Here is a 25705-nt window from a genome sequence, read left to right on the forward strand (position 1 = left end):
GCCCTCGGCAATCCTGGCTCAACCCTTGTATGCCCCCTGCACGCGGCTTCGTTATGACGGCGTCGCGCAAGGCATGATAGCGTTTGGCAAACCCCGGGAGGATGTCATGAAGACCTATCAGCTCTACATCAACGGCCAGTATGTCGATCCCGCCAATGGCGAGTGGTTCGAATCGATCGATCCCTATCGCGGCGAGGCCTGGGCGAGGATTCCCCGCGGCACTGCCGCCGATGCCGACAAGGCCGTGAAGGCCGCCAACGAGGCGATGTGGAACGGACCATGGGCCAAGATGACGGCGTCAGCGCGCGGCAAGGCGATGCGCAAGCTCGGCGACCTCGTTGCCGCCAATGCCGAGCGCCTCGCCGAGATCGAGGTGCGCGACAACGGCAAGCTGATGGCCGAGATGCTGGGCCAGTTGCGCTACCATCCGGAATGGTGGTGGTATTTCGGCGGCCTCGTCGACAAGCTCGAGGGCGGACTTGTGCCGATCGACAAGGCCGAGACCTTTGCCTACACCACGCATGAGCCGGTCGGCGTCGTCGCGGCGCTGACCGCCTGGAATTCGCCGCTGTTGTTCGTGGCTTGGAAATGCGCCGCAGCCCTCGCCGCAGGCTGCGCCGTGGTCGTGAAGCCGTCTGAATTTACGTCCGCCAGCACGCTGGAATTCGCCGCGCTGACCAAGGAGGCCGGGATTCCCGACGGCATCTTCAACGTGGTGACCGGCTTCGGCCCCGAAGCCGGCTCCGCGCTGATCTCCCATCCCGGCGTCGCCAAGATCACCTTCACCGGATCGGATACCACCGGCGCCAAGGTCTACGAGACCGCGGCCAAGAGTCTGAAGCGCGTCTCGCTCGAGCTCGGCGGCAAATCGCCGAACATCGTGTTCGAGGATGCCGACCTCACCGCGGCCGCCGCCGGCGCGATCTCCGGCATCTTCGCCGCCACCGGGCAGACCTGCATCGCCGGGTCGCGCCTGCTGGTGCAGAGCTCGATCAAGGAGAAATTCGTCGCGCGCGTGCTGGAGCTGGCGAAATCCGCCAAGATCGGCGACCCGATGCAGGCCGACACCAATGTCGGGCCGATCACGACGCCCGCGCAGTACAAGAAGGTACTCGACTACATCGACATCGCGAAAGCCGAGGGCGCCCGCTGCCTGCTCGGCGGGAAGCCTGCCTCCGGCGACGGCATCAAGGGCGGGCAATTCGTCGAGCCGACCATCTTCACCGATGTCGACAATTCGATGCGGATCGCGCGCGAGGAGGTGTTCGGACCGGTGCTGTCGATCATCTCGTTCGACACCGAGGAGGACGCGATCCGGATCGCCAACGACACCATCTACGGCCTCGCCGCCGGCATCTGGACCAAGGACCTCGCGCGCGCCATCCGCGTACCGAAGCAGCTCCGCGCCGGCACCGTGTGGGTCAACACCTACCGTGCCATCAGCTACATGATGCCGTTCGGCGGCATGAAGTTCTCCGGCGTCGGCCGCGAGAGCGGCATCGACGCGGTGCGCGAATATCAGGAGACCAAGAGCGTGTGGATCTCCACCGCGACCGACGTGCCGGCCAATCCGTTCGTGATGCGGTAAGGGCCCGCGGTGGCCTGGCTGCAAACTCGCCAAGGCACCGCGTCACATGACTGGACTTGCCGTCGCGCACCGCGCGGCGGCTCTGCGCCGAAGCGTTCCGGCCAGCATGACGAACGACGAGAGCATGAGGATCAGGGCGCTGAACAGAAACGTGGCCTGATAGCCGCGGCTATCGAACAGAACACCACCACCCGCCGCACCCGCGGTGATCGCCAGCTGAATCACCGCCACCATCAGGCCGCCGCCCGCCTCCGCGTCATCGGGTAACGCCTCGCTGAGCCAGGTCCACCAGCCGACCGGGGCGGCCGTGCCGATAAAGCCCCACAGGAACATCAGCGTCACCGTCGCGCCGAGCGAGGCACCAAATGCCGTCAGTGCGATGGCGATCACGGCCATCGCGAGCGGGATCAACATGAGGGACGTGTAGAGACGTTCGCGGATCACGAGGCCGATCAGCGACGTGCCGATCAGACCCGCGACGCCCATCACGAGCAACAGCGCCGAAATGGTCGTGACGTCGACGCGTGTCACGGTTTCGAGGAACGGCCGCAGATAGGTGAACAGCGCGAACTGGCCGAGGAAGAACAGGGCCGCCGCGAGCATGCCGTAGGGGACGCCGGGCCGGCGCAGGACCTTGAACGCGGCCGCCGCGCTCGCCCGCTCTTGGCTCGGCATTCTGGGAAGCGTGATGAACTGCCAGAGCAGGGTCAGCGCCGCGATCGGCACGACGCAGAAGAATGCGCCGCGCCAGCCGATATACTGACCGAGAAAGCTGCCAAGCGGCGCCGCAATCGTGGTCGCGAGGGCATTGCCGCCATTGAGCACCGCCAGCGCGCGCGGCAGATCCTTGGCCGGCACGATGCGGATCATCGTTGCGGCGGACATCGACCAGAAACCGCCGACGACCATGCCGACGAGCGCGCGCCCCGCCATGAAGACCGCGTAAGTGGGCGCGAACGCCACAACGACACCGGAGATCAGCATGACACCGGTCAGCCACAGCAGCACAGTGCGCCGATCGACACCGCGCGTCGCCGTCGAGATGAAGAGACTGGTCAGGATGGCGAAGAAGCCAGACACGGAGATGGCCTGCCCGGCCTGCCCTTCGGTCAACTCAAGGCCTCTGGCGATCGGCGTGAGCAGGCTCACCGGCATCCACTCGGTTGCGACGAGGGTCGAGGCGCACAAAGTGAGCGCAAAGACCGCGCTCCATGCGGCCATTGGCTGCGTTGTCTTTTGATCGATCGTAGCGTCCATAGAGCATCCATGTGCAGAGAAGCGCCCAAGCCGGCGCTGTTCACGGCAACATTTAGAGCCCGGCACAGCGTTCGATTAGCCGCTATAATTTGCTTGCATTAATCGATGCCAGCCATGAATACTGCGACCCATGGCAAGCCAGGATTTCAACGATCTATTGGCCTTCGTGGCGGTCGCCCGCGAGCGCAGTTTCACCAGAGCCGCGGCGAAACTAGGCGTCGTGCAGTCGACGCTCAGCCATACGATCAAGCGCCTCGAAATGCAGATGGGCCTGCGACTGCTGACGCGCACGACGCGCAGCGTCGGCCTGACCGAAGCGGGCGAACGTCTTCAACAATCGCTTGCGCCGCGGATCGAGGAAATCGAGCGCGACATCGCGGCGCTGATGTCCCTGCGCGACACGCCGTCAGGCAGCATCCGCATCACGCTCTCGGAGCACGCGCTGGAAACGGTGGTCTGGCCCAGGCTGGCGCCCGTCCTGGCGAAGTATCCCGACGTCAAGGTCGAGTTCAGCCTCGACATCGGGTTCCGCAACATCGTCAAGGACGGCTTCGATGCCGGAATCCGCCTCGGCGAGAGCGTGGAAAAGGACATGATCGCGGTGCGCATCGGCCCCGACTGGCGGCTGGTCGCGGTCGCTTCGCCCGCCTATCTGAAGCAGCATCCCAGACCCCGGCTTCCGCAAGACCTGATACGGCACGCCTGCATCAAGCGGCGTCTCGCAGCCGGCGGTCACTATGTGTGGGAGTTCGCCAGGAATGGCGCAGAGCTTCGGGTGCGCGTCGAGGGCCAGCTGACCTTCAATGATTCCGGCGCCATGATCGATGCCGCCGTGAAGGGCTTCGGCATCGCCTATGTTCCTGAAGACATGGTCGCGCAGCGCATCCGGTCCGGCGAGTTGATTGTCGTGCTCGACGACTGGTCGCCGCAATTCGACGGCTATTATATCTACTACCCCACGTCGCGGCAGAACTCGGCCGCGTTCAAGGTGATCGTCGACGCGCTACGCTATCATGAAGCAAGGCAGAAGAAGCGCGGCTAGCGCCATCAACTGCTTGATGCGGTCTTGCGGCAAAACTCTTCCGGCGCCGGCGGTGAGAGCGGCAACAGCGCGGTCGGCGGATATAGAAGACCAGGGGTGAGTCGACTTAACCACTGCGAGCATGCCCGCCAATTGGCAGGCGTCACGGCGCGACCAGCGAGAGGGCAAGCAACGACAGGACCAGGGCTGGAGTCATCACACAGATGCCCAGCCGCAAAAAGCGGAGGGCGCTGACGTGTTCGCCCTCACGGCGCAGCGCGATCAACCATAGAATGGTGGCGAGGGAGCCGGTCACCGACAGATTGGGTCCGAGATCGACACCGATGAGAACAGCGCCGGTGATATGAGGCGACGACTGCGCGGTGTGCGTTGTCGTCGCGGCGATCAGCCCCATCGGCAAATTGTTGATGAGGTTCGAGGCAAATGCCGTGATGATGCCGGCGCCCCACGCCGTTGCGTGCGGTGAAGCTACCGTGGCCCGCTTCAACACTTCGGCAAGCGCCGGCAGCACGCCGGTGTGGTTGAGGCCTTCGACCAGAATGAACAGCCCGGCGACGAGCGGCAACACCGACCACGACACATCGCGCACCACTGCCGCCAGCGATGTTTGGCCAAGCATCAGCACGGTTGCGGTTACCACAGCGCCGCAGGCAAATGTCGGCAGACCGAGATCGGCGCCGAACGCCGATGCGGCGAGGAGAACGACCGCCGTTACGCCGATGCCGAAAGCCACGATCGCCGCGTTTCGCGTCAGGACGACAGGCTCGGCGCCGCTGCTTTCCACGCCGCCGCGTAGATCTTCGCGTTGCGTGAAGCGGAGCATGACGAAGGTCGCCGCGATCGCCGCCACCGACGGCAGCGAGAAGTATCGCAGCCATTCCATCAGCGTCGGCATCCGCTCACCGAACAATACGAGATTCGCCGGGTTCGAGATCGGCAGCACGAAGCTGGCGGCGTTGGCGATGAAGGCGCAGACGAACAGATACGGCAGCGGCTCGACTTTCGCGGCGCGCGTCGCAGCATAGACCGCCGGCGTCAGCACGACCGCAGTCGCGTCATTCGACAGGAAGATGGTCACCAGCGTGCCCACGGCATAGACGATTGCAAATAGCCGCGATGCCGATTTGCGGGAATGCTTGACGGCCTGCTCGGCGAGCCAGTCGAACAGGCCTTCCTTTCGCGCGACCTCCGCGAGCAGCATCATTCCGATCAGGAAGAAGTAGACGTCGACGCCCTTGCCCGCGGCCATCACCGCGTCACGCCACGGCAGAAAGATCGAACGCGACCAGGAGCACGGCGCCGGTCACGGCCCAGATGTATTCCGGCAGATTCCATGGGCGCGCAATCACGCCAAAGGTTGCCAGGCCGGCAATGCCCCAGGTCGCAGCGTGGCTATCGAACATCAGGCGACACCTGCGGCTGCGGGACCTGTTCCTGGAGCTGTACGCTCGGGCTGCGCTGCGCAAGCCGGCTTGAGCAGCGGGGCGAAGACGAGCCACAGTACCACCGACACCAGCGCGAAGGCACCGAGAACGAGAAACATCGCGCCGTAGCCGAGTTCCTGCGCAATCCATCCCCCAATCGCCGGGCTCAGCGAGGCTCCGATGCCCTGAACCGTCATGACCGCACCCTGACCGGCATTGATGCGACCGGTGCCATCGAGAATCCGCGCCACCAGGCCCGGCACCGCCACGCTTTGCAGTCCGGCACCGACGCCATCGAGAATCTGGACCGGATAGACGCCCCACCGGTTGAGCAGCCACGCCGCGATGACGCCGCGGATTGGCAAGGCAACGAAAGACACGAGCAACACCAGCCAGTAGCCCTCCTTCTCCGCCATGCGCATCGCGACGAGCGCGGTCAGGATCATGGTGCCTTGGGCGACCACGATGGTCATCGCGACGAAGCTCGCCGGATCGGCCTGCTTGCCGGCAACGACGGCGAGGCCGTAGAGCGGCAACATCGCCGCATTGCCAAGATGAAAGAAAAGCAGGGCCGCGGCAAGGATCAGCAATGGCCTTGTCTCGACCAGAACCCGCAATCCGCTTGCGCGCTTGTCATCATTGGCCTCGTGCGACAATCCACGAGCCGCGTCGTCGTCGATGGAACTGCTCGGAATCATCAGCACCGATACGATCGAAAGCGCACCGAACAACGCGGCAAGCCAGAACACCGCCGTGAAGCCGTACAACCAGCCGACCAGGCCGGAGAGCCCTGCGCCGACCATGTTGCCAGCGTGGTTGAAGGCCTGATTGCGGCCGTTCTGCCGGTTGAAGCCGGCCTGCTGTACAATGCCAAGCGTGATGCCGGCGACCGCGGGTCCGATCGCCGCCCCCGCGATCGCGGTCGCGACCTGGGACGCCGCCACGAGCCAGAATTCCTGCGACAGCAGCACGATCCCCGACGCCACGACGGTGCAGATGCCGGGAACGATCACGAAAAGCTTCTTGCGACGCGTTGCATCGATCAGGGCTCCGGCCGGTGTCGTCATCACCATGCCGGCAATGCCGCCGGTCGTCATCACAGTCCCGATCCAGCCGCTCTGCCAGCCATGCGCAAGCAGAAACACGCCCAGAAACGGGCCGATACCGGCCTGCATGTCCGCCATGAAGAAGTTCAGCGCAAGCAGCGGGCGAAGCGCTTGGTCTCGGCCTGAATTCCCTGTGGTCACTGGCGATCTTCCTTGGAAGTGCGAAAGGCCGATCTGTCTGCCCCCGCCTGGACTGCAAATGCGGCCGAAGCCAGCTCTGTTCCGGCTTCGGCCTCCCGTTCGGCATCGATCCGCGTTGGTCGAAGCCGAAGCCGTCAGGGGGCTTCGTGGTCAACGTCGACCAGACGGGTCTTCCGGATTCGCCCGCCCAATTCCACATGCAGTTCGTAGTCCTGACCGTTTCGCCGGCCCAGAATTTCGAAATGCTTGGGCTTGCGACGTGGTGTGCCCGTCGGCTCGAACCCGGCAGCGCGCGCGGCCTCGATGGCCGCCGCGGGATCGGCAGGTGGATGGTGGTCGTGGCCGTGCTTCTTCTTGTGTACGATCGTCACGCTGTCGCCACCGCAGGCGAAGCGGGTGACCTTGAGCTCGGAAGGCTTTTGTTCGCCTTCCAGCTCCACGTCGGCTCCGATCCGGAGCCTGACGGCCTCGGCTCCATGCGGCGTGAGATCGGCGAGCACCGCGCCCTTCGCGGTCTGCACCACGAACCGGTGCGCGAACACGTGCACGATCTTGCCGAACAATTTGATCCGTTCCTCTGACATTCCAAGTCTCCTGATTGCAGGCTTTGCTCAGTCGTTCACGGCGCTCTTGGCGGCGGGGGCGGAGGCGGGGCATCGGCATCCGGTGGCGGTGGCGGGCGGTCCGCCCGCGGCGGCGGGGCGGCCCCGGGCGGGGGCGGCGGAGCTTCTGCCCGCCGCGGCGGAGGCGGTGCGCCGGGTCGCGGGGGCGGCGGGGGACCGAACGCCTCCGTCCGGCCGTCGGCATGCGCAACGATCTGGGCGTGGATGACACCCCGTTCGAACCTGCCCTGGACCGTGAGGATCTCGTCTTTGGCCACCGTATCGGCATTTTCGCCGTGTGGCCCGAGGTCGACCAGCGCGCGACCGCTGCCGTCGTCGAGGATGAACTTGTTGCCGAATATCTCGGACACGCTGCCATGCACGGCTGACGGCGCGCCGGGCTGGAGCGCGTTGATGGCGGTCGGTTGCAGCAGCATGACGCTGCGCGGCTGCCACTTCTCGGCGAGCCTCACCCCACCGGCTCCGGCAGCCGCGCCGACCGCGAGCACGGCAAGTGCCACGCCTGCGAGCAGACTGCGATGCCGGATCTGCGGGCGCGCAGCGGGCGCCAGGCTAGCATCCGAAGGTGATTGGCTTTCGGTCATCGGACCGTCCTTTCATCGATTGCGATGACCGCAGCCTAGGGCACCCTCCCCAATCCAGCCTGAACCGTTTCGTTCAGGTTGGGTTAAGCTCCCGGCATAGGTGCAGCCGAGGTGAAGCGGAATGAAAATCCTTCTGGTCGAAGATGATCGCCTGCTCGCGCAAGAGATCGCCCGCGCCCTGCGCGAGGAGAACTTTGCGGTCGACGTGGCCGCGAACGGCGAGGACGGACAGCATCTCGGCGAGACCGAATCCTACGACGCCGCGGTGCTCGATCTCGGCCTGCCGAAAGTGCCCGGCATCGAGGTCTTGCGCGGATGGCGCAAGCACGACCGGCATTTGCCCGTGCTGATCCTGACCGCGCGTGACGGCTGGACCGACAAGGTGGACGGCTTCAAGGCAGGCGCCGACGACTATCTGACGAAGCCGTTCAGGACCGAGGAGCTGGTCATGCGGCTTCGCGCACTCGTCCGCCGCGCCTCCGGGCATTCCGCGCCGCGAATCTCATGCGGCCCGCTGAGCTTCGAAACACAAACCGGCGTGTTCGAGCTCGATGGACTGCCGTTGAAGTTGACTGCGCTGGAATGGCGGGTTCTGGAATGCCTTGTCCTCCGCAAGGACACCGTCGTCGAGCGCAGCCTGCTCTCGGAGAAGGTCTACGAAGGCGACGTCGGGACGGACTCCAATTCGATCGAGGTGATCGTCGCGAGGCTGCGTCGCAAGATCGGCAAAGCGCTGATCGAGACCGAGAGGGGTCGCGGCTACAAGCTCAACTCGGGCTCCCGATGATGAGCCGAACGACGTCACTCAGCCGACGCCTGATGATCGGAGCCGGCGTGTTCATCACCGTCGCGCTCGTCGTCGCCGCAGTCCTGATCTCGTTCGTCCTGCATCGCTTCGTGCAGGGGCAGATCGATCAGAGGCTCGACGCCCAGATCCTGTTCCTGTCTTCGATGCTCGATGCCGACGGGAACGGCAATTTGCGTCTGGCGGGATCCGCCGACGGGCCGCCGTTCGACCGCCGCCGGCACGGCTGGTACTGGGAAATCTCCGGACCGAAGAATACGCTGCGATCCCGGTCGCTCGATGGTGCCGATCTGGCTCCTCCCGATCTCCGCCACAGGCCGCCGCCACCTCCGCCCCCGCCCCGCCAAGCCGACGACGATCCGCCGCCGCGAGACCGCCCCGCGCCGGCCGATGGCATCGGTCCGGACGACCGCAAGCTGCACTTCCGCATCCTGAACGTATCGGCATCCGGAGTTCCGGCGACGATCGTGGCTTCCGCGCCGAGAGACGCGGTGCTCGGACCGTTATGGGAAGCAATGCGCACATTGGCGTTGTCGCTTGCCGCGCTCGGTATCGCATTGATCTGCGCCATGCTGATTCAGGTCAGACTGGGATTGCGCCCGCTGGAGCAACTGCGCCGCGCAGTGGCCGACGTGAGATCGGGGCTGAGCGAGCGCGTGCCCGACGCTCAGCCGAGCGAGGTGCAGCCGTTGGCCACCGAACTCAACGCGTTGCTGGTCCAGAACGCGGCAAACCTCGAACGGGCACGAAAGCACGTCTCAAATCTTGCGCACGGCTTGAAGACGCCGCTGGCGACCCTGGCGATCGCGCTGCAAAAGCAACCGTCGGGCTCGACGGATCTCCACGATCTCGTCGTCCTGATGGATCGCCGCATTCGCCATCATCTGGGACGCGCCCGATCCGCCGCGCTCGGCGGACCGGTCCGAAGCCGAACGGCGGTTGCATCGCGCGTCACGGATCTTGCCCTCGTCCTCGGCAAGGTGAACGCCGACAAGCAAATCGCCTTCGTCAACCACATTCCATCCGAACTCTCGGTCGCTTGCGAGCAACAAGATATCGACGAGATGCTCGGAAACGTGCTGGAGAACGCATTCTCCTGGTGCCGGAGCGAGGTCGTCGTCGGATCGAGCGAGGACGGTCGGGACGTCGTCATCGTCATCGACGACGACGGACCGGGGCTTTCGCCGGAGCAGATGTCGCAGGCGATGCAGGCCGGCCGGCGGCTCGACGAGAGCGCTCCGGGATTCGGCTTCGGACTGTCGATCACACGCGAACTCGCCGAGCTCTACGGCGGCTCCCTGACCCTGGACCGGTCCTCGCTGGGCGGACTTCGGGCAGCGATCCGCCTTCCCTCGGCTGGCCTGGCCTGACCGGCTCGCTTTCAGGGACCGCCGACCTCGAACGCCAGCAGGACGTTGCCGGATAACCCGCCCCATTGGGCGTAGCCTGAATTGACGTACAGCATGCCGTCGACGACGATCGGACCCGGTCCGTCCATGGCGCCGCCGTGGGCCGGAACGCCGTTCACGGTGGGGTAGTCGCGCGCGGTGTCGATCTCCCAGAGCAGCCGCGCGTCGTCGGTGGCATAGGCGCGCAGGAAGCCGCTCACGCCGCCCGAGAACACGACGCCGGGAATGACCGTGACAGCAGCCGACAACGCCGGACTGCACTGGGCGCGATCACCACAGGCCACCGGCGCCACCTGCATGGTGATTTTCCCGGTCGCCAGATCCAGCGCGAACAGGCCGCCGCCTTCCTTCGAATTGAGACGCCGCGTGCCGTCGGTCAGAAACCGCACGTCCGAGTTGGCGACGTAGATGCGGTCCTGGTCCGCGGCGGAGCCCCACTCGGTGCCACCCAGCGCGCCTCCCTTACCGATCCGTGTCTGCCACAGGATCTTGCCGTCATGGTCGGGATCCAGCGCATGGACCACGCCGGATTTCTGACCCACCGCCAGCACGCGGTGTCCATCATGCAGGCTCACCAGGATCGGCGATTGTCCAAAGTCGTAATCGGGGCCGCGGTCCTGCGGGCAGTTGGACTGATCGAGGCCGAAGCAGGCGACGACGAAGCTGTCCTTGGGCGTGGCCTGCTGGTGCCAAAGCATCCGGCCGGTCGCAAGATCGAACGCGAGGACGGCATCGCTGGTGTCGGTTGCCGGATCGGCGTAGCTGTTCGACGTCGCGACGTAGAGCGCCTGGCGCTGGACGTCGATGGTCGGCGCGGACCACACCGACACGCCGGCCGGGCCGAACAGCTGGGTGCCATAACCGTTGGTCCGGGTGGGCTGCGGCGCCTCGGGGATGGTGTAGGACTTCCAGATCTGCGCGCCGGTCGCGGCCTTCAGCGCGACGACGCTGCCGCGAAACGTGCAGCATTGGTAAGTCGGTCGCGATCCCGTGGCTTCCTCGATCGAGGAAACGCCAACATAGACGACGCCGGAATAGACGGTCGGTGCACCGGTAATCCGGGCGGCCGGATGATCGTCGACCTTGCTCTTCCAGATCATCGCACCGGTCGCAGCATTCACAGCGTAGACGTTGGCACGCACATCGCCGAAGACGACTGCAAACTGGTTGTCGTCCAGCGGCGCGAAACTGATCGCGGCCCGGACCGGCGCCTCGGTCGGAAACACCCACCTTGTGCATCCGCTGCTGGCGTCGAGCGCATGGACCTTGCGGTCGCCGCCACCGACGAACAGCAGGCCGCCGACGACGGTCGGCTGCGCATTGGCGTTGGACGTGTCAGGAAACCCGAACGCCCATTTCAGATGCAACCGCGAGACCTGGTCCGGCGCGAGACCGGCCATCGCCGCCGGCTGAAACCGGCTGTTGTTGAGATCGGCGCCCCAACCGTTCCAGCGCGGCCCATCGATCGGGCGCGGAAAACCGGTCTCGCTCGCCGCGCATCGGCCGGCGCTATCCGTTGCGGGTTGCGCAGCGACCTTGCCTGTGACGAGCGATGCGATCGCCGTCCGCTCGTCATTGGTCAGCCCCTGCGCGAACGAGGCCATCGGCCCCGTGGTGATCGCGCCCATCACCTCGGCGAACGATTTCGATTGCAGCACGGTGCGGCTCGGCGCGCGAACATCAGGGTTGCCACCGTCATGGCACTGCGCGCAGCGCTGCGCATAGAGGGTGGCACCGACCGGCTGGGCCGCCGCAGGCAGGCAATATCCGATCACTATCGCGGCTGTCAGGGCAATCAGCTTCATCGTGCTTCACCGGCGTTGAATTCGATGACACGCGCGGTCGCAGCGTAGCAGAACCGGAATGATTGCCAATGCGCATGGCTACACAAGCAGAAGCCGCACCGCGCTCGAAGCGTGCCTCCCGGCCGCGCAGAGAGCGCGTCAACGGCGATACTTGACGCCGGGCGTGGAGCAGCGATCATGCGAGCACACACCGAAGAGTGTGATCAATACTTGGGGAGAGACTCGCCATGACGCTGCGTTACTCACGTGCACTGTTCTGCGCCCTCGTGCTGGCGGCCGCAGCCGCTCCGGCCCACGCCGAGAAGAAATACGGCCCCGGCGTCACCGATACCGAAGTGAAGATCGGCCAGACCATGCCCTACAGCGGGCCGGCGTCCGCGTACGGTACCCAGGGGCGCATCGAAGAAGCCTACTACGCGATGATCAACGCCAAGGGCGGCGTGAACGGACGCAAGATCAAGCTGATCTCATTGGATGACGCGTATTCGCCGCCGAAAACCGTGGAGCAGACGCGACGTCTCGTCGAACAGGACGAGGTGCTGGCGATCGTCGGCACCATCGGCACGCCGACGAATTCCGCGAGCCAGAAATATCTGAACCAGAAGAAGGTCCCGCAGCTCTTCATCTCGACGGGGGCGGCGAAATGGGACGACCCGAAGAACTTCCCGTGGACCACGCAGCTCTATCCGCCCTACCAGATGGAGGGCATGATCTTCGCGAAATACCTGTTGAAGAACAAGCCCGACGCCAAGCTCGGCGTGTTCTCGCAGAACGACGACGCCGGAAAGGACTACGTCAAGGGGCTGAAGGACGGCCTCGGCGACAAGGCGAAGACGATGATCGTCAAGGAGGTGACCTACGAGGTCTCCGATCCGACCGTCGATTCGCAGATCGTATCGCTGAAAGCATCCGGCGCCGACACGCTGTTCACGATGGCGACGCCCAAGTTCGGCGCGCAGGCGATCCGCAAGGTCTACGAGCTCGGCTGGAAGCCGCTGAATTTCGTCGTCAGCGTCTCCTCGTCGATCAAGGGCGTCATGGAGCCGGCCGGCGTCGAGGCATCGAAGGGCGTGTTGACCGCGCTCGCGTTCAAGACCCCACCGATCCGACCTGGGAGAACGCCGCCGACGTCAAGGAGTTCAAGGAATTCCTGGCGAAGTGGTTTCCGCAGGGCGATATCGCCGACGGCAGCAACGTCACCGGCTACATCTCAGCCTACATGACGGTGAAAATCATAGAGATGTGCGGCGATGACCTGACCCGCGAGAACCTGTTGAAGCAGGCGACCAACCTCAACAAGGTCGTCGCGCCGCTGCTGCTCCCCGGCATCACGATCTCGACGCGGCCGGACCGCTACGCGCCGTTCACGCAGATGCAGGTCGCGACCTTCGACGGCAAGAGCTGGGTGCCGCAAGGCGAGATCTTCAACACCGACGCGGCGGCCGGCCGGTAACGATGGCATGATTGGATTGCGCATCGGCCGCCGTGGTCGGCGGACCGATGTGCGCCAACAAGCATGCCTCTAGTACCCCGCCGAACCCGGCACGCCGCCGAACAGTTTCTCCTGCTCGGCGCGGCCGGCGTCGACGATGCGGGTGGTGGCGGTCTCGATGGACTCGCGCAGCCTGTTCATGAACTCGTCGCGCGGCAATCCCGGCGGCAGCGGATCGAGGAATTCGACCACCAGCGTGCCAGGATAGCGCATGAAGGTGCGGCGCGGCCAGAACAGCCCGGAATTGAGCGCGATCGGCAGGCATGGCACGGCGCTCTCGGCATAGATCTGGGCGACGCCGGCCTTGTAGTTCGGCACCGCGCCGGGCGCGGTGCGGGTGCCCTCCGGAAAGATCACGAGCTGACGGCCGCGCTTCACCTCGGCCGCCGCCGCCTTCAGCGTCTTGATCAGCGAGCGCGGGCCGCCGCCGCGCTCGACCGAGATCATGCCGACCTTTTTCAGGTACCAGCCGAACACCGGGATCATCATCAGCTCGCGCTTGAGGATGAACAGCGGATACTCGAAGAAGCGCACCAGCGCGAACGTCTCCCAGAACGACTGATGCTTCGAGGCGACCACCAAGGGTCCGGCCGGAATCTTCTCGACACCGCGGAACTCGATCCTGATGTTGCAGATCACGCGCATCAGGAACAGGCTGGTATTGGCCCATACGGCCTCGAGCGCCATCAGCGCGCCACGCGGCAACAGCAGCGCCGGCAGCGCGACGATGCACAGCACCACCAGCACCAGATAGAACAGCACGTTGAAGATCAGCGAACGCAGGAAGATCATTGCAACCCTTGTTTGAGCAGCCGCTTGGCCGTTTCCCGGATCATGCGCGGTCCTAGTTCGCCTGCGCCGTCGCCGGGCGGCGTGGCACAGCACTCGGCTCGGCGATATCGGAGGTGAGATCGAGGCCGATATCGGCCAGCCGGACCCGGAGCTCGGCCGCGACATATTTGGCGTATTCCGATAGCAAGAGACGGAAGGTTCCGCCACTCGTCCACCATGGCTCATCGCGCCATTTGTCGCCGACCACCGCGAACGGGATCAGCGTGATGTCCGGCATCGCATGCGACAGTTCCACGATCGCGCGCGGCATGTGGTAGTTCGAGGTCACCACGATCAACGACTTGAAGCCGCGCTCACGCGCCCAGCGCCGCGTCTCCGCCGCATTGCTGCGGGTGTTGACCGCCGAGCGGTCGAGATCGACGCAGCAGCTCATCAGCCCCTGACTGTCCGGCACCGAGCGGGAAATGTCGCTGGCGTCGTTGGTCGGGTGCACGCCCGAGATCAGCAGCCGCTTGCCGTAGCCATGCGCCAGCAGTTCCATCGCATCCGAGACCCGCGACGACCCGCCGGTCAGCACCACGATGCCATCGGCATTGTGCGGCGGATCGGTCTCGACGCCGCGCAATTGCGACAGGAAGCCGATGAAGCCGACCGCCGCGGCGACGAAGACGAGCGCCAGCGGCGCGACGATGACGGCGCGCAGCCAGCCGCGCGGCGCGCGGCACGGCCATTCGGCGACGTTTCGTCGGGCTGCAAGCTCATGTGATGCTGATATCCTTCCCCGGGGGATTTTAGAGCATGGCGTGGAAAAGTGGAAACCGGTTTTGCCTCGGCCGGGGCGGCGGCCATGCGCACGAAATCACACCCTCACGGCGCAACGCGATCACGATACTGCCACCATGATTGCGCTGTCGCGGCCCGTCAGTCGATGTCGTCGAGCGTCGCGAACAGGGTGCGCCGCGACGCCCATGCGGTGATCGCCGCGATCAGCACCGCCTGCATCGCCAGCACCAGATAGCCGGAGGGACGTAGCGAGAAGGTGCCGAGCAGGGCCGCGAACTGGTCGCCCACCGGCGTGCCGGAGAACCAGTTGGCGATCGATTCCGAGAAGCCGAAGGCCAGCATCGCCGCACCGCCGCCGATCAGCCCGCCCTCGAGGCCGAGCCTGAGGAAATGCCGCAGGAAGCGGTTGGCGATGAAGCTGTCGCCGGCGCCGACGAAATGCAGCACCTCGACGATCGGACGGTTGGCGGCCATCGCGCCGCGGGTCGCGAACGACACCGAGATGATGGTGGCGATGATCACCAGGATCAGGATGCCGATGCCGGCGAACACCGTGGCGCCGGTCATCGAGCGCATGCGCTCGATCCAGGCGCGGTGATCGTCGACGCTCGCGGTCGGCGCCGCCTGCGTCAGGCGGGCGCGCAGCGCAGCGAGATCGAGCGTACTGCCCGGCTGCACCCGCGCCACGATGACACGCGGCACCGGCAGGTCGTCGATCGAGAGCCCGCTGCCGAGCCACGGCTCCAGCAGCTTGGCGGACTCCTCCTTGCTGAACGGACGGACCTCGAGGATGCCGGACTGCGCCCGTATCGCGTCGACCGCGGCCTGCGCGTCGCGGTCGAGGTCGCGGCCGGGTGACGGGCGCACCTGGATGGTGATCTCGCTCGCCACCTCGGACTGCCATTCGGCGGCCGAGGCGCTGACCAGCAGCACGGTGCCGGTGGTCAGCGAGGCAAGGAAGGTCATGATCGCGACCACCGCGACCAGCGCGCGGCCCGAGATCGAGGCGCGCGGCACGATCGGCGACATGTTGCGCGCGGTGGCCGGGACCTGCGGACGCTCGCGCCCGAGATCGACCAACGACACCTTCTCGTCGCCGCTCCTACTCATAGATGTGCAGCCGTCCCTGATGCAGCACCAGCCGCCGCGCCTCGTATTGATCCATCAGCGTGATGTCGTGGGTCGCGATGATGACCGCGGTGCCGGATTTGTTCAGCTCGATGAACAGCCGCAGCAGGCGGCGCCCGAGCGTCGGATCGACGCTGCCGGTCGGCTCGTCGGCGAGCAGCAACTGCGGCCGCGAGATCACCGCGCGCGCGATCGCGGCGCGCTGTTTCTCGCCACCCGACAGGATCGGCGGCAGCGCATCCATGCGCTCGCCGAGGCCGACCCATTTCAGCAGGTCGATCACCTCGCGGCGATAGGTCGATTCCTCGCGGCCCATCACCCGGAACGGCAGCGCGACGTTCTCATAGGTCGTCATGTGGTCGAGCAGGCGGAAATCCTGCAGCACGATGCCGATGCGCTTGCGCAGGTCGGCGACCTGGTCCTTGTTGAGCAGGGAGACATCCTTGCCGAACAGATTGACCAGCCCGCGGGTCGGCCGCAGCGACAGGAACAACAATCGCAGCAGCGAGGTCTTTCCGGCGCCGGACGGCCCGGTGAGGAACTGGAACGAATGCGCCGGGATCATGAAGGACAGGTCGCGCAAAATCTCCGGGCCGAGCCCGTAGCGCAGACCGACATTTTCGAACCGAACCAATGCGCTAGCTCCGTTCGACAGGGCCGATAGCCCGATACCCCGCACGCCACCCGAAACCTGCGGCCCGGGCACTGGCCGATCGGCCGCGAACCGCACAGAAAGGTTGTGCGTCGGTTATGGTTTCCGATTCGTTAACGGTCGCTAAGTAGCATCCGGGCATACGGAGATTCGGCTCCATGCATATCGTTTGCCCGCATTGTACAACATCCTACGCCATCAATCCGGCCACGCTGGGCGCAGCCGGGCGCACCGTCCGCTGTTCCCGCTGCCGCGAGGTCTGGCTGGCCCGGCCGGAAGACGCGATGGAGACCGTCGCCCCCACCCTGGCCTACCAGCCCGCGGGCTCCGATCTCGCCGCCGAATGGGAGGCGATGGGTCGGGAGGACGTTAACGAGACCCCGGTGGTCGACAGCCCCTCGATTTCGGCTGATTTGCCCTCCGACGGGCACCATGAGGCTGAATGGCCTGTCGTGGCCGAGGCGGACGCCGCCGTCCATGCCGACGCCGAAGAGACGGCCGGGACCAGGCGCCGCTTCCGCCTGCCCCGGCTTCCCCGCCTGTTCCGCCTGCCGGCCCTGCCGCGGATTCCCTTCATGCCGGTGATCGGCGCCCTGCCGACCACCTGCGGCGCCATGGGCGCGCTGATCATCGCGCTGTTCGTCTGGCGCAACGACGTGGTGCGCCTGCTGCCGCAAACGGCGCTGTTCTACAAGATGGTCGGGCTCGACGTGAATCTGCGCGGCCTCGCCTTCAAGGACCTCAAGATCACCAACGAGACCGTGGACGGCAAGCCGGTGCTGGTGATCGAGGGCATGATCGTCGGCCAGACCAGGAAGCCGGTCGAATTGCCGCGGCTGCGCTTCTCGGTGCGCGACGCGCAGGGTGCCGAAATCTACGCCTGGAACGCGGTGCTGGAGCAGCCGGTGCTCAATCCCGGCGAGCGCGCCTTCTTCAAGTCGCGGCTCGCCTCACCGCCGCCCGAAGGCCGCAATATCGACGTACGCTTCTTCAACAAGCACGACCTCGCCGGCGGCCGCGCCTGAGGCTGCCGACCAATCCTTTCGGGACCTGACCCATCACCATGACGCGTGTTCTGATCGCCGACGATGAAGACTCGATGCGCTCGCTGGTGGCGCGTGCCATTGCGATGGACGGCCATGAGACCGTGACCGCGCAGGACGGCGCGGAGGCGCTGGAACTGCTGACCCGCGACGAAGGCGCGTTCGACCTGCTGCTCACCGACATCCAGATGCCCATCATGGACGGCATCGCGCTGGCGCTGACCGCGGCGCGCGACTTCCCGGAACTGAAGATCCTGCTGATGACCGGCTTCGCCCATCAGCGCGAGCGCGCGTCGGGCCTCAGTGCCATCGTGCATGACGTGGTGACGAAACCGTTCTCGGTGGCCGATATCCGCACCGCGGTGGCAGATGCGCTGGCGGCGAGGAAAGCCAGCTAGGCGGTCATTGCGGAGCGAAGCAGCAGCCTCGCGCACGCCTCGTCATGCCCCGCGAAAGCGGGGCATCCAGTGCGCCGCGGCTTCTCGATTCAAGCACTGACGTCTCTGGAATACTGGATCGCCCGGTCGAGCCGGGCGATGACAGCAGAGATGATGGCCGGCTCAATAATCCTTCAACAGCCGCTCGATGTAGTCGAGCTCGATCTGCGGCCGTGACGGATCGGCGAGGCGGCGGCGCAGTTCTTCGAGGATGCGGCGGACGCGCTGGACGTCGATCTCGCCGGGGATCTTCACCGTGTAGTCGTCGCCGAACTCGCGGCCGTGCAGCGGACGGCCGAGCGGATCGGTCTGGTTGCCGCCGCTCTGCTGGCGGCCGGCGCGATTGCCTTGGCCGTCGCCCTGCTGGTCGCCATCGCCCTGCTGCATCGCTTCGGCGAGGCTTTGCGCGCCCTTGCGCAGCGCATCGAGCGCGCGCCCTTGCGAATCCACGGCGCCGTCGGCATTGCCCTCGCCGAGCCTGCCGGACGCATCGCCCATCGCGGAATCGGCCTGATCGAGCCCGTCGCCGTCGTCGCCCTGTTCACCCTGGTCGCCGCCTTGCTCGCCCTGCTGGGCCTGATCGCCTTGCTGACCTTTTTGGCCCTTCTGGCCGCGCTGCTCCGGACCCATGCCGCGCTTGGCGAGTTCCTCCTGCAACTTCTTCAACCGGTCGCGCAGCGCCTGCTGATCCTGCTGCAGGTCGCCCATCGGTTGGTCGCCCTGCTTGCCGCGCATCCGGTCGCGACGGGAATCCTGGCCCTGCTTGAAGGTCTTGTCACGCAATTGCTGCTGCTTGCGGATCATGTCGCCGAGCTCGTTGAGCGACTGCTGCATGCCGTCGTCGCCCTGTCCGGGCTGCGCCATCTGCAGATTTTCCAGCATCTGCTGCATCTGCTCGAGCAGCTGCCGCGCAGATTCCTTGTCGCCGGAGCGCGACATCCGCTCCATGCGATCAAGCATGTTCTTGAGGTCCTGCTGGCTCAAGACCTTGGCGTTGGGATCGAGCGGGCGGGCGAGCTGCTGGGGATTGTTGCGGTATTGCTCGGCAAGCTGGCGCAGGAAATTGTCGAGCGCCGCGCGCAGATTGTCGGTGAGCTTCTTGATCTCCTCGTCGCTGGCGCCGCGCTCCAGCGCCTGCTTGAGCGCGTCCTGCGCCGCGCGCAGCGCCTTGTCGACATCGCTGATGTTGCCGTCCTCGATGGTGACGGCGAGCGCCCACAGGCTGGCAACCACCTCGCGCAGCTGGTCGTCGGTGCGAGCCGCTTCGAGCTGGCGGGCCACGGAGTGCAGGCCGAGATAATAGCCGGTCTCCGGCGTGAACATTTCCGGCGCGATCATCAACGCATCGAGCGCGGCATAGACCTGGCCGTTCTGGTTGGCGTCGAGCGCCAGGATGCGGCGCTGCTCGATCAGCGCGCGCGCCAGGGGCTTGGTGAACAGTCGCTCGGGCAGGCGCATGTTGAAGGGTTCGCTCTTGCCCTCATTGCCGGCCTCGTCCTTGGCCGTCAGCGTCAGCGTCACGTCGGCGCCGGCATAGGGGTCCTCGCTGAGGTCCTTCACGGTCTGGCCGACGCCGTTGCGGGTGCGCGCGTTCGGCAGCACCAGCGCGAATTGCGGCGCCTCGAACAACGGCCGCGGCTGCGCGGGCTTGCCGTCGGCATCCTTGCCCGCATCGGCAGGCCGCGCCACGAATTGGGCGCGGGCTTCGCTGACGCCGTAATCGTCCTCGAGCTTGTAAGACAGCTGCAAGGCGCCGCGCGCCTGCCGCTCCGGATCCTTGGCGAGCGCGATCGACGGCGCACGGTCCGGCGTCGCGGTGAATTTCCACTGCGGCTGGCCGGCCGGTGCGCGGACATGCGCGGTGCCGTCGGCGGTGATCTTGAAATGGCGCTCGTTGGTGCCCTTCGGCGCCTGCCCGTCGGGCGCGACCTCGGTGACGCCGCCACCGACGACGACGTCGATAGTGCCGCCGCTGGAGCGCACCAGCAGCGTGCTGCCGGAGGGAACCGCGAGCGGGGTGTTGTCGGCGGCGCTGGCGTCCTTGTTGGCGTTGGACAGGATGATCGGCGGCTTGCCGGTGTAGTTCGGCGGCGTCACCCAGGCATCGACCCTGACATTGGCCGGCGCCATGATGCCGTTCCAGTCGAACGCCGAGGCCACCCGCAGGCCGCGTTCGTCGCCGGCGGCGACATAGGTCGCGACCAGCATCACGATGACCAGCGCGCGCAGCGCCCAGGGATCGTGCAGCGAGACACGCGGCCGCGGCAGACCGGCGCTGATCCGCTTGAGCGAGGCCAATGTGCGCTCGCGCTGCGCCTGCCATAGCGCCAGCGCGAACGGATCCTTGTTGGTGAGCGTGTCGGAGAGCGTGGTCGCGGGACGGTGCGGGATGCCGGCGCCGCGGTCGAGCCGGCTCAGCCCTTCCTCGCGGCTCGGCCAGCGGAAGTGCACCAGCGGCAGCAGCGCCGCGAGCCCGGCAAGGCCGAACAACCCAGCACCGGCCACGCGTGCGACAAACGGCAGCACGAGCCACAGCCCCGCCCAGGACGCGACCAGGAACAGTCCTACGACCGTCAGGAACCGCGCCAGATGCGGCCAGGCCCGTTCCCACGCAATCGCGAATTTTGCCCGCTGCAGAGCCTCGTTGAGCTTCTGTTGCGTCAGCTTCAGCCGCGCAGCCGCATCGCTGTCGCGCGCGGCGCTTGACGGGGTGTCAGACGGGTCGATGTTGGCTCCGCTCAATAAAATCTCCGGGGTAGCCGGCAGGTCAGCCTAGCACAGCGGCGGCTTTGAGGCACCCGTTCCGGGACGTAACCCACACCGGGAAATACGCATAACACGAAGGCGTGACTGCGGCGGTTCGACCCCGTAACGTCCCGGCCGAACCAACGCCTTAACGCATGAGGAAACGACATGGACCAGAAGACGCACGACAAGGGGCTCGAAATCCGCAAGGCGGTGCTCGGCGAGGCCTATGTCAACAATGCGCTGAAGAACTCGGACAGCTTCAACAAGCCGTTCCAGGAACTCGTCACCGAATATTGCTGGGGCGCGGTCTGGGGCCGCGAGGAGTTGCCGCGCAAGACCCGCAGCATGCTCAACCTCGCCATGATCTCGATCCTGAACCGTCCGCACGAGTTGAAGGCGCATATCAAGGGCGCGCTGACCAATGGCGTGTCACGCGACGAGATCCGCGAGATCTTCATGCAGGTCTCGATCTATGCCGGCATTCCCGCGGGCGTCGACAGCTTCCGCATCGCGCGCGAAGTGTTCGCCGAGCTCGACAACAAGGCGTGAGGCGCTGCTGCCTCACCGCCGTCGTCCCGGCGAAGGCCGGGACCCATAACCACAGGCGTTCGTGATGAGAGATGCTGGAGCCCCAGCGTCGCACAACAATCTAATGCGGTGGTTATGGGTCCTGGCTTTCGCCAGGACGACATCGAGGGGCGCGGGGCTTCGCGCATAACGAAGAATAAGGAAACGACCCATGGAAATCGGATTCATCGGCCTCGGGAAGATGGGCTTCCCGATGGCGCGCCGGCTGATCGAGGCCGGCCACAAGCTCACCGTGTTCGACACCAGCAAGGACGCACTCGGCCGGCTTGTTGCGCTTGGCGCTGCGGCCGCGACGTCGCCCAAGGATATCGCCGACCGCGTCGAGACCGTGATGGCGAGCCTGCCCTCGTTGCAGGCCTCGCTCGAGGTCGCGACCGGTGCGGGCGGCGTGATCGAGGGCACGCGCGTCAAGCGTTTCATCGATCTGTCGACGGTCGGCTCCCAGATGGCGGTGAAGATCCACGATCTGCTGGCGAAGAAGAACATCGTGCAGATCGACAGCCCGGTCTCGGGTGGTGTCTCCGGCGCCGAGAAGGGCACGCTGGCGGTGATGGTGTCGGGCCCGCGCGCCGATTTCGAGCTGGTCAAGGGCGCGCTCGACGACATCGGCAAGGTGTTCTTCATCGGCACCAAGCCGGGCTCCGGCCAGACCATGAAGCTCGCCAACAACTTCCTCTCCGCAACCGCGATGGTTGCGACCTCGGAAGCCGTGGTGATGGGCGTGAAGTCCGGGCTCGATCCGGCCGTGATGATCGACGTCATCAATGCCGGCTCGGGGCTGAACACCGCGAGCCGCGACAAGTTTCCTCGCTCGGTCTTGCCGCGCAGCTTCGACTTCGGCTTCGCCACCGGCTTGATGGTGAAGGACGTCCGCCTCGCGGTCGAGGAGATGCGCTCGCTCGGGCTGTCGATGGAGGTCGCCGAAGCCGTCGGCCGGCTCTGGGAGGTGATCATCCGGGAGGAAGGCGCGGAGTCGGATTTCACCGCGGCGATCAAGCCGATCGAGAAGGCTGCGGGCGTGATCGTGGGCGGAAAAGGCAGTCACGCCGCCAAATAAGCGGTGCGTAGGATGGGTGGAGCGCAGCGATACCCATCGATGGTTCCCGTGCGGCGAGACGATGGGTATCGCTGCGCTCCACCCATCCTACAAAATCACAGCCACGGCGCGGGCTTGTCCATCGCGATCAGTGCGTCGACATCGATGCGCGGGCGGATCACGGCGTATTGGTCGTCCTTGACCAGCACCTCCGGCACCAGCGGCCGCGTGTTATAGGTACCGGCCTGCACCGCGCCATAGGCGCCGGCGGTCATGATCGCCAGGAGATCGCCGGCCTTCGGCTGCGGCAGCGCGCGGTCGAGCGCGAGATAGTCGCCGGTCTCGCAGACCGGGCCGACCACGTCGGCGATCATGGTCGGCGTGGCGGCGGCTGGCTGCCGCACGGGCAGGATGTCGTGATGCGCCTCATACAGCGTCGGCCGGATCAGGTCGTTCATCGCGGCGTCGATGATGACGAAATTCTTGGCATCGCCCGGCTTCACATGGATCACGCGGGCCACGAGGATGCCGGCATTGCCGACGATCATGCGGCCCGGCTCGAACATCAGCGTGCAGCCGAGATTGTGGGTGACGCGCTTGACCATCGCGGCATAGGCGGCCGGTTCCGGCGGCGCGGCGCGGTCCATGTAATAGGGAATGCCGAGGCCACCGCCAAAATCGACATGCGAGATGTCATGGCCGTCGGCGCGCAGCGTCTGCACGAATTCGGCGAGCAGGCGGAAGGCGGCCTCCAGCGGGCCGAGATCGGTGATCTGACTGCCGATATGCACGTCGGTGCCGGTGACCTTGATGCCCGGCAGCTTCGCCGCGCGGGCATAGACCTCGCGGGCGCGTGCGATCGGAATGCCGAACTTGTTCTCCGACTTGCCGGTGGAAATCTTGGCATGGGTGCCGGCATCGACGTCGGGATTGACCCGCACCGAGATCCGCGCGGTGGTCTTCATCTCGACCGCGAGTCGCGACAGCATCTCGAGCTCCGGCTCGGACTCGATATTGATGCAGAGGATGTCGGCCGCGAGTGCGGCACGCAGCTCGGGTTCGGTCTTGCCGACGCCGGAGAACAATATCTTCGAGGGCGGAATGCCAGCCGCCAGCGCCCGCTTCAATTCGCCGCCGGACACCACGTCGGCGCCGGCGCCGAGCTTGGCCAGCGTCCGCAACACCGACTGGTTGGAGTTCGCCTTCATGGCGTAGCACACCAACGCCTTCTCGCCGGCGAAGGCTTCGGTGAAGACGCGATAGTGCCGCTCCAGCGTCGCGGTCGAATAGCAATAGAACGGCGTGCCGACGGCTTCCGCCAGCTCAATGAGATTGACCGCCTCGGCATGCAGCACGCCGTTGCGATAGTCGAAATGATTCATGACACGCTAGGTTGTTTGAGCATGATCTGTTCGGAAAACCGGTTGCCACTTTTCCGTATCATGCTCCCGAAATTAGTTGCCGAGCAGCGGATCGAGGACGAAGGGCCGTTTATTGCCACGCGTCGCGGCCGGCGCCGCATCCGAGCCATAGGTCGGATTGAACACGCTGGGCTGTGCCGCCCGCTCGCTCTCGGTATCGCTCGCTGCGGCGCCCGGCGCGGCGTTCGCGGTCGGCGGCAGGTCGAGCGGTCCCTTGCGGCCGCAGCCGCCCAGCGCAAGCGCCGAAACGCCCAGCACAATAATGGCCCATCCCGAGGGGGTCAGGCGGTTCTTGCTAGTCACGACGAATTCCCCAATTTGGGGCGCACCATACAAACATTGGCGTGCTCTGGCGAGAGGCGGAGGACGATGAAATCACGGCCAAATTTTCACGATCAGCCCAATTTTCGCTCTTTTTCCAGCCGCTTGGCCCAGGCCTTGGCCTGCGCCATCACATTCTTCGGCGCCGTGCCGCCAAACGAGGTCCGGCTCTTGACCGAGGATTCGACGCTGAGCACCTTCAGCGCCTCTGCCGTAATCTTCGGTTCGACCTCCTGCATGGCCGCAAGCGGCAGTTCGTGCAGCGCCACGCCCTTGCTGGAGGCCAAGCCGACGATGCGTCCGGTAACGTGGTGGGCATCGCGGAAGGGCATTTTCAGGGTGCGCACCAGCCAGTCGGCAAGGTCGGTCGCAGTGGCATAGCCCTCGCCGGCCGCGGCCTTCATCTTTGCTTCGTCGGGCACCAGATCCTCGACCATGCCGGTCATGGCGCGGATCGCGAGCGACAGCGCCTCGAACGCCTCCATCGCGCCCTGCTTGTCCTCCTGCATGTCCTTTTGATAGGCGAGCGGCAGGCCCTTCATCACGATCAGGAGCGCGGTGAGCGCACCGATCACACGGCCGGTCTTGGCGCGCACCAGCTCGGCCGCGTCCGGATTGCGCTTCTGCGGCATGATCGACGAGCCGGTGGTGAACTTGTCGCTGAGCTTGACGAGGCCGACGAGCGGCGAGGTCCAGATCACGATCTCTTCGGCGAAGCGCGACATGTGCACCGCGCAGATCGCGGCGGCCGACAGCGTCTCCAGCACGAAATCGCGATCCGATACCGCGTCGAGCGAATTGGCCATCGGACGGTCGAAGCCGAGCGCCTTGGCGGTCGCAGTGCGGTCGATCGGAAACGAGGTGCCGGCGAGCGCGGCGGCGCCGAGCGGCGATTCGTTCAGCCGCTTGCGCGCGTCGGCAAAGCGGCCACGGTCGCGGCCGGCCATCTCGACATAGGCCAGCAGATGATGGCCGAAGGTGACGGGCTGCGCGGTTTGCAGATGGGTGAAGCCCGGCATCACGGTTCCGGCATGCTCCAGCGCGCGGGTCACCAGCGCCTGCTGGAACGCGGCCAGCGCCGCGTTCGTCTCGTCGATCGTGTCGCGGACATAGAGCCGGAAATCGGTGGCGACCTGGTCGTTGCGCGAGCGTGCGGTGTGCAGCCGGCCCGCGGCCGGCCCGATCAGCTCGGACAGCCGCGACTCCACGTTCATATGGATGTCCTCGAGCGCACGCTTGAAGTCGAAATCGCCCTTGCCGATTTCTGACAAAATCGTGTCTAGACCTTTACCGATATTTTTCGCATCAGCTGAGGTGATGATGCCCTGCGCGGCGAGCATCGCGGCGTGGGCCTTGGACGCGGCAATGTCCTGGGCATAAAGGTGACGGTCGACGTCGATGGAGACGTTGATTTCCTCCATGATCGCGTCGGGACGCTCCGAGAACCGGCCGCCCCACATCTTGTTGCTCATGACATCTC

At 65.8% G+C, this 25705-nt stretch carries 21 protein-coding genes and 2 pseudogenes; 10 read left to right on the forward strand and 13 right to left on the reverse strand.

Features of this window, described 5'->3' with window-relative positions; translation table 11 throughout:
- Positions 1–106 precede the first annotated feature (106 nt).
- Complete coding sequence (locus CWS35_RS01305; protein ID WP_024584773.1) at positions 107–1588, forward strand: aldehyde dehydrogenase; 1482 nt, start codon at positions 107–109, stop codon at positions 1586–1588.
- A gap of 42 nt (positions 1589–1630) precedes the next feature.
- On the opposite strand, the gene CWS35_RS01310 is transcribed toward CWS35_RS01305, so the two are convergent.
- Positions 1631–2845 carry an MFS transporter gene (locus tag CWS35_RS01310; protein ID WP_100950351.1) on the reverse strand — a complete coding sequence of 405 codons (1215 nt, stop codon included), beginning with the start codon at positions 2843–2845 and terminating at the stop codon, positions 1631–1633.
- Positions 2846–2975: 130 nt separating this feature from the next.
- Here CWS35_RS01310 and CWS35_RS01315 point away from each other — a divergent pair, with 130 nt between their 5' ends.
- Positions 2976–3887 (forward strand): LysR family transcriptional regulator, encoded by a 912-nt coding sequence (locus CWS35_RS01315; RefSeq protein WP_100950353.1) that lies wholly within the window; start codon positions 2976–2978, stop codon positions 3885–3887.
- Between the two features lie 142 nt (positions 3888–4029).
- Here CWS35_RS01315 and CWS35_RS01320 read toward each other — a convergent pair.
- From CWS35_RS01320 to CWS35_RS01330, 3 genes and pseudogenes are all read right to left on the reverse strand, one after another.
- Positions 4030–5290, reverse strand: a pseudogene (locus CWS35_RS01320) (arsenic transporter).
- A complete protein-coding gene (locus CWS35_RS01325; protein ID WP_371682826.1) occupies positions 5290–6558 on the reverse strand; it encodes an MFS transporter in 1269 nt (422 codons plus the stop codon). Before CWS35_RS01325 ends, CWS35_RS01320 begins: the two are co-directional and overlap by 1 nt.
- 134 nt (positions 6559–6692) lie before the next feature.
- Entirely contained in the window at positions 6693–7142 is a 450-nt protein-coding gene (locus CWS35_RS01330) for a hypothetical protein (protein WP_100950357.1), read from the reverse strand.
- 221 nt (positions 7143–7363) lie between these two features.
- Between CWS35_RS01330 and CWS35_RS38730 the strand changes: the two genes are divergently transcribed.
- The 3 genes from CWS35_RS38730 to CWS35_RS01345 all read left to right on the forward strand — a co-directional run bounded on the left by CWS35_RS38730 (position 7364) and on the right by CWS35_RS01345 (position 9940).
- On the forward strand, positions 7364–7549 hold the full coding sequence (locus tag CWS35_RS38730; RefSeq protein WP_157817049.1) for a hypothetical protein: 186 nt from the start codon (positions 7364–7366) through the stop codon (positions 7547–7549).
- Positions 7550–7886: 337 nt separating this feature from the next.
- A complete protein-coding gene (locus tag CWS35_RS01340; RefSeq protein WP_100950361.1) occupies positions 7887–8552 on the forward strand; it encodes a response regulator transcription factor in 666 nt (221 codons plus the stop codon).
- 164 nt (positions 8553–8716) lie between these two features.
- Complete coding sequence (locus tag CWS35_RS01345; protein ID WP_245438835.1) at positions 8717–9940, forward strand: sensor histidine kinase; 1224 nt, start codon at positions 8717–8719, stop codon at positions 9938–9940.
- Positions 9941–9951: 11 nt separating this feature from the next.
- Here CWS35_RS01345 and CWS35_RS01350 read toward each other — a convergent pair whose 3' ends face one another.
- The gene (locus tag CWS35_RS01350) at positions 9952–11784 is read right to left on the reverse strand and encodes a PQQ-binding-like beta-propeller repeat protein (RefSeq protein WP_100950365.1); all 1833 of its coding nucleotides are present in this window, start codon (positions 11782–11784) and stop codon (positions 9952–9954) included.
- A 227-nt stretch (positions 11785–12011) separates the two neighbouring features.
- Here CWS35_RS01350 and CWS35_RS01355 point away from each other — a divergent pair.
- Positions 12012–13237 (forward strand): annotated as a pseudogene (locus CWS35_RS01355) (ABC transporter substrate-binding protein).
- Positions 13238–13306: 69 nt separating this feature from the next.
- Here CWS35_RS01355 and CWS35_RS01360 read toward each other — a convergent pair.
- The 4 genes from CWS35_RS01360 to ftsE all read right to left on the reverse strand — a co-directional run bounded on the left by CWS35_RS01360 (position 13307) and on the right by ftsE (position 16613).
- Positions 13307–14068, reverse strand: a complete 762-nt coding sequence (locus CWS35_RS01360) for a 1-acyl-sn-glycerol-3-phosphate acyltransferase (RefSeq protein ID WP_100950367.1) — start codon at positions 14066–14068, stop codon at positions 13307–13309.
- Positions 14069–14120: 52 nt separating this feature from the next.
- Positions 14121–14771, reverse strand: a complete 651-nt coding sequence (locus CWS35_RS01365; protein WP_245439016.1) for a YdcF family protein — start codon at positions 14769–14771, stop codon at positions 14121–14123.
- Between the two features lie 218 nt (positions 14772–14989).
- The gene (locus CWS35_RS01370; protein ID WP_100950371.1) at positions 14990–15961 is read right to left on the reverse strand and encodes an ABC transporter permease; all 972 of its coding nucleotides are present in this window, start codon (positions 15959–15961) and stop codon (positions 14990–14992) included.
- Positions 15954–16613, reverse strand: a complete 660-nt coding sequence (gene ftsE, locus CWS35_RS01375) for a cell division ATP-binding protein FtsE (RefSeq protein WP_024584759.1) — start codon at positions 16611–16613, stop codon at positions 15954–15956. Before ftsE ends, CWS35_RS01370 begins: the two co-directional genes overlap by 8 nt.
- 176 nt (positions 16614–16789) lie before the next feature.
- Here ftsE and CWS35_RS01380 point away from each other — a divergent pair, with 176 nt between their 5' ends.
- Positions 16790–17656 carry an MJ0042-type zinc finger domain-containing protein gene (locus tag CWS35_RS01380; RefSeq protein WP_100950373.1) on the forward strand — a complete coding sequence of 289 codons (867 nt, stop codon included), beginning with the start codon at positions 16790–16792 and terminating at the stop codon, positions 17654–17656.
- Between the two features lie 38 nt (positions 17657–17694).
- Positions 17695–18072 carry a response regulator gene (locus tag CWS35_RS01385; RefSeq protein WP_100950375.1) on the forward strand — a complete coding sequence of 126 codons (378 nt, stop codon included), beginning with the start codon at positions 17695–17697 and terminating at the stop codon, positions 18070–18072.
- Positions 18073–18234: 162 nt separating this feature from the next.
- Here CWS35_RS01385 and CWS35_RS01390 read toward each other — a convergent pair whose 3' ends face one another.
- Positions 18235–20853, reverse strand: a complete 2619-nt coding sequence (locus CWS35_RS01390; protein WP_100950377.1) for a TIGR02302 family protein — start codon at positions 20851–20853, stop codon at positions 18235–18237.
- A gap of 171 nt (positions 20854–21024) precedes the next feature.
- Between CWS35_RS01390 and CWS35_RS01395 the strand changes: the two genes are divergently transcribed.
- Positions 21025–21408, forward strand: coding sequence for a carboxymuconolactone decarboxylase family protein (locus tag CWS35_RS01395; RefSeq protein ID WP_018268955.1), 384 nt, complete (start codon positions 21025–21027; stop codon positions 21406–21408).
- Positions 21409–21598: 190 nt separating this feature from the next.
- Entirely contained in the window at positions 21599–22504 is a 906-nt protein-coding gene (locus tag CWS35_RS01400) for an NAD(P)-dependent oxidoreductase (RefSeq protein ID WP_100950379.1), read from the forward strand.
- A gap of 95 nt (positions 22505–22599) precedes the next feature.
- Here CWS35_RS01400 and lysA read toward each other — a convergent pair whose 3' ends face one another.
- The 3 genes from lysA to argH form a co-directional block, all read right to left on the reverse strand.
- Positions 22600–23865: a diaminopimelate decarboxylase gene (gene lysA, locus CWS35_RS01405; protein ID WP_100950381.1), complete on the reverse strand. Its 1266-nt coding sequence runs from the start codon at positions 23863–23865 to the stop codon at positions 22600–22602.
- Positions 23866–23937: 72 nt separating this feature from the next.
- The gene (locus tag CWS35_RS01410) at positions 23938–24207 is read right to left on the reverse strand and encodes a lipoprotein (RefSeq protein ID WP_024584752.1); all 270 of its coding nucleotides are present in this window, start codon (positions 24205–24207) and stop codon (positions 23938–23940) included.
- A 92-nt stretch (positions 24208–24299) separates the two neighbouring features.
- Positions 24300–25697 carry an argininosuccinate lyase gene (gene argH / locus CWS35_RS01415; protein WP_100950383.1) on the reverse strand — a complete coding sequence of 466 codons (1398 nt, stop codon included), beginning with the start codon at positions 25695–25697 and terminating at the stop codon, positions 24300–24302.
- Positions 25698–25705: the final 8 nt, after the last annotated feature.

Source organism: Bradyrhizobium sp. SK17, assembly GCF_002831585.1.
Classification (GTDB): domain Bacteria; phylum Pseudomonadota; class Alphaproteobacteria; order Rhizobiales; family Xanthobacteraceae; genus Bradyrhizobium.

What these genes read in the sequence shown, in the direction of transcription:
- CWS35_RS01395 (WP_018268955.1), top strand. Translation starts at nt 21,025, where the DNA reads ATGGACCAGAAGACGCACGACAAGGGGCTCGAAATCCGCAAGGCGGTG.
- CWS35_RS01340 (WP_100950361.1), top strand. Translation starts at nt 7,887, where the DNA reads ATGAAAATCCTTCTGGTCGAAGATGATCGCCTGCTCGCGCAAGAGATC.
- CWS35_RS01310 (WP_100950351.1), bottom strand. Translation starts at nt 2,845, where the DNA reads ATGGACGCTACGATCGATCAAAAGACAACGCAGCCAATGGCCGCATGG.
- CWS35_RS01400 (WP_100950379.1), top strand. Translation starts at nt 21,599, where the DNA reads ATGGAAATCGGATTCATCGGCCTCGGGAAGATGGGCTTCCCGATGGCG.
- CWS35_RS01330 (WP_100950357.1), bottom strand. Translation starts at nt 7,142, where the DNA reads ATGTCAGAGGAACGGATCAAATTGTTCGGCAAGATCGTGCACGTGTTC.
- argH (WP_100950383.1), bottom strand. Translation starts at nt 25,697, where the DNA reads ATGAGCAACAAGATGTGGGGCGGCCGGTTCTCGGAGCGTCCCGACGCG.
- CWS35_RS01305 (WP_024584773.1), top strand. Translation starts at nt 107, where the DNA reads ATGAAGACCTATCAGCTCTACATCAACGGCCAGTATGTCGATCCCGCC.
- CWS35_RS38730 (WP_157817049.1), top strand. Translation starts at nt 7,364, where the DNA reads ATGCGCAACGATCTGGGCGTGGATGACACCCCGTTCGAACCTGCCCTG.
- CWS35_RS01380 (WP_100950373.1), top strand. Translation starts at nt 16,790, where the DNA reads ATGCATATCGTTTGCCCGCATTGTACAACATCCTACGCCATCAATCCG.
- CWS35_RS01345 (WP_245438835.1), top strand. Translation starts at nt 8,717, where the DNA reads ATGCTCGATGCCGACGGGAACGGCAATTTGCGTCTGGCGGGATCCGCC.
- lysA (WP_100950381.1), bottom strand. Translation starts at nt 23,865, where the DNA reads ATGAATCATTTCGACTATCGCAACGGCGTGCTGCATGCCGAGGCGGTC.
- CWS35_RS01370 (WP_100950371.1), bottom strand. Translation starts at nt 15,961, where the DNA reads ATGAGTAGGAGCGGCGACGAGAAGGTGTCGTTGGTCGATCTCGGGCGC.
- CWS35_RS01360 (WP_100950367.1), bottom strand. Translation starts at nt 14,068, where the DNA reads ATGATCTTCCTGCGTTCGCTGATCTTCAACGTGCTGTTCTATCTGGTG.
- CWS35_RS01315 (WP_100950353.1), top strand. Translation starts at nt 2,976, where the DNA reads ATGGCAAGCCAGGATTTCAACGATCTATTGGCCTTCGTGGCGGTCGCC.
- CWS35_RS01385 (WP_100950375.1), top strand. Translation starts at nt 17,695, where the DNA reads ATGACGCGTGTTCTGATCGCCGACGATGAAGACTCGATGCGCTCGCTG.
- CWS35_RS01350 (WP_100950365.1), bottom strand. Translation starts at nt 11,784, where the DNA reads ATGAAGCTGATTGCCCTGACAGCCGCGATAGTGATCGGATATTGCCTG.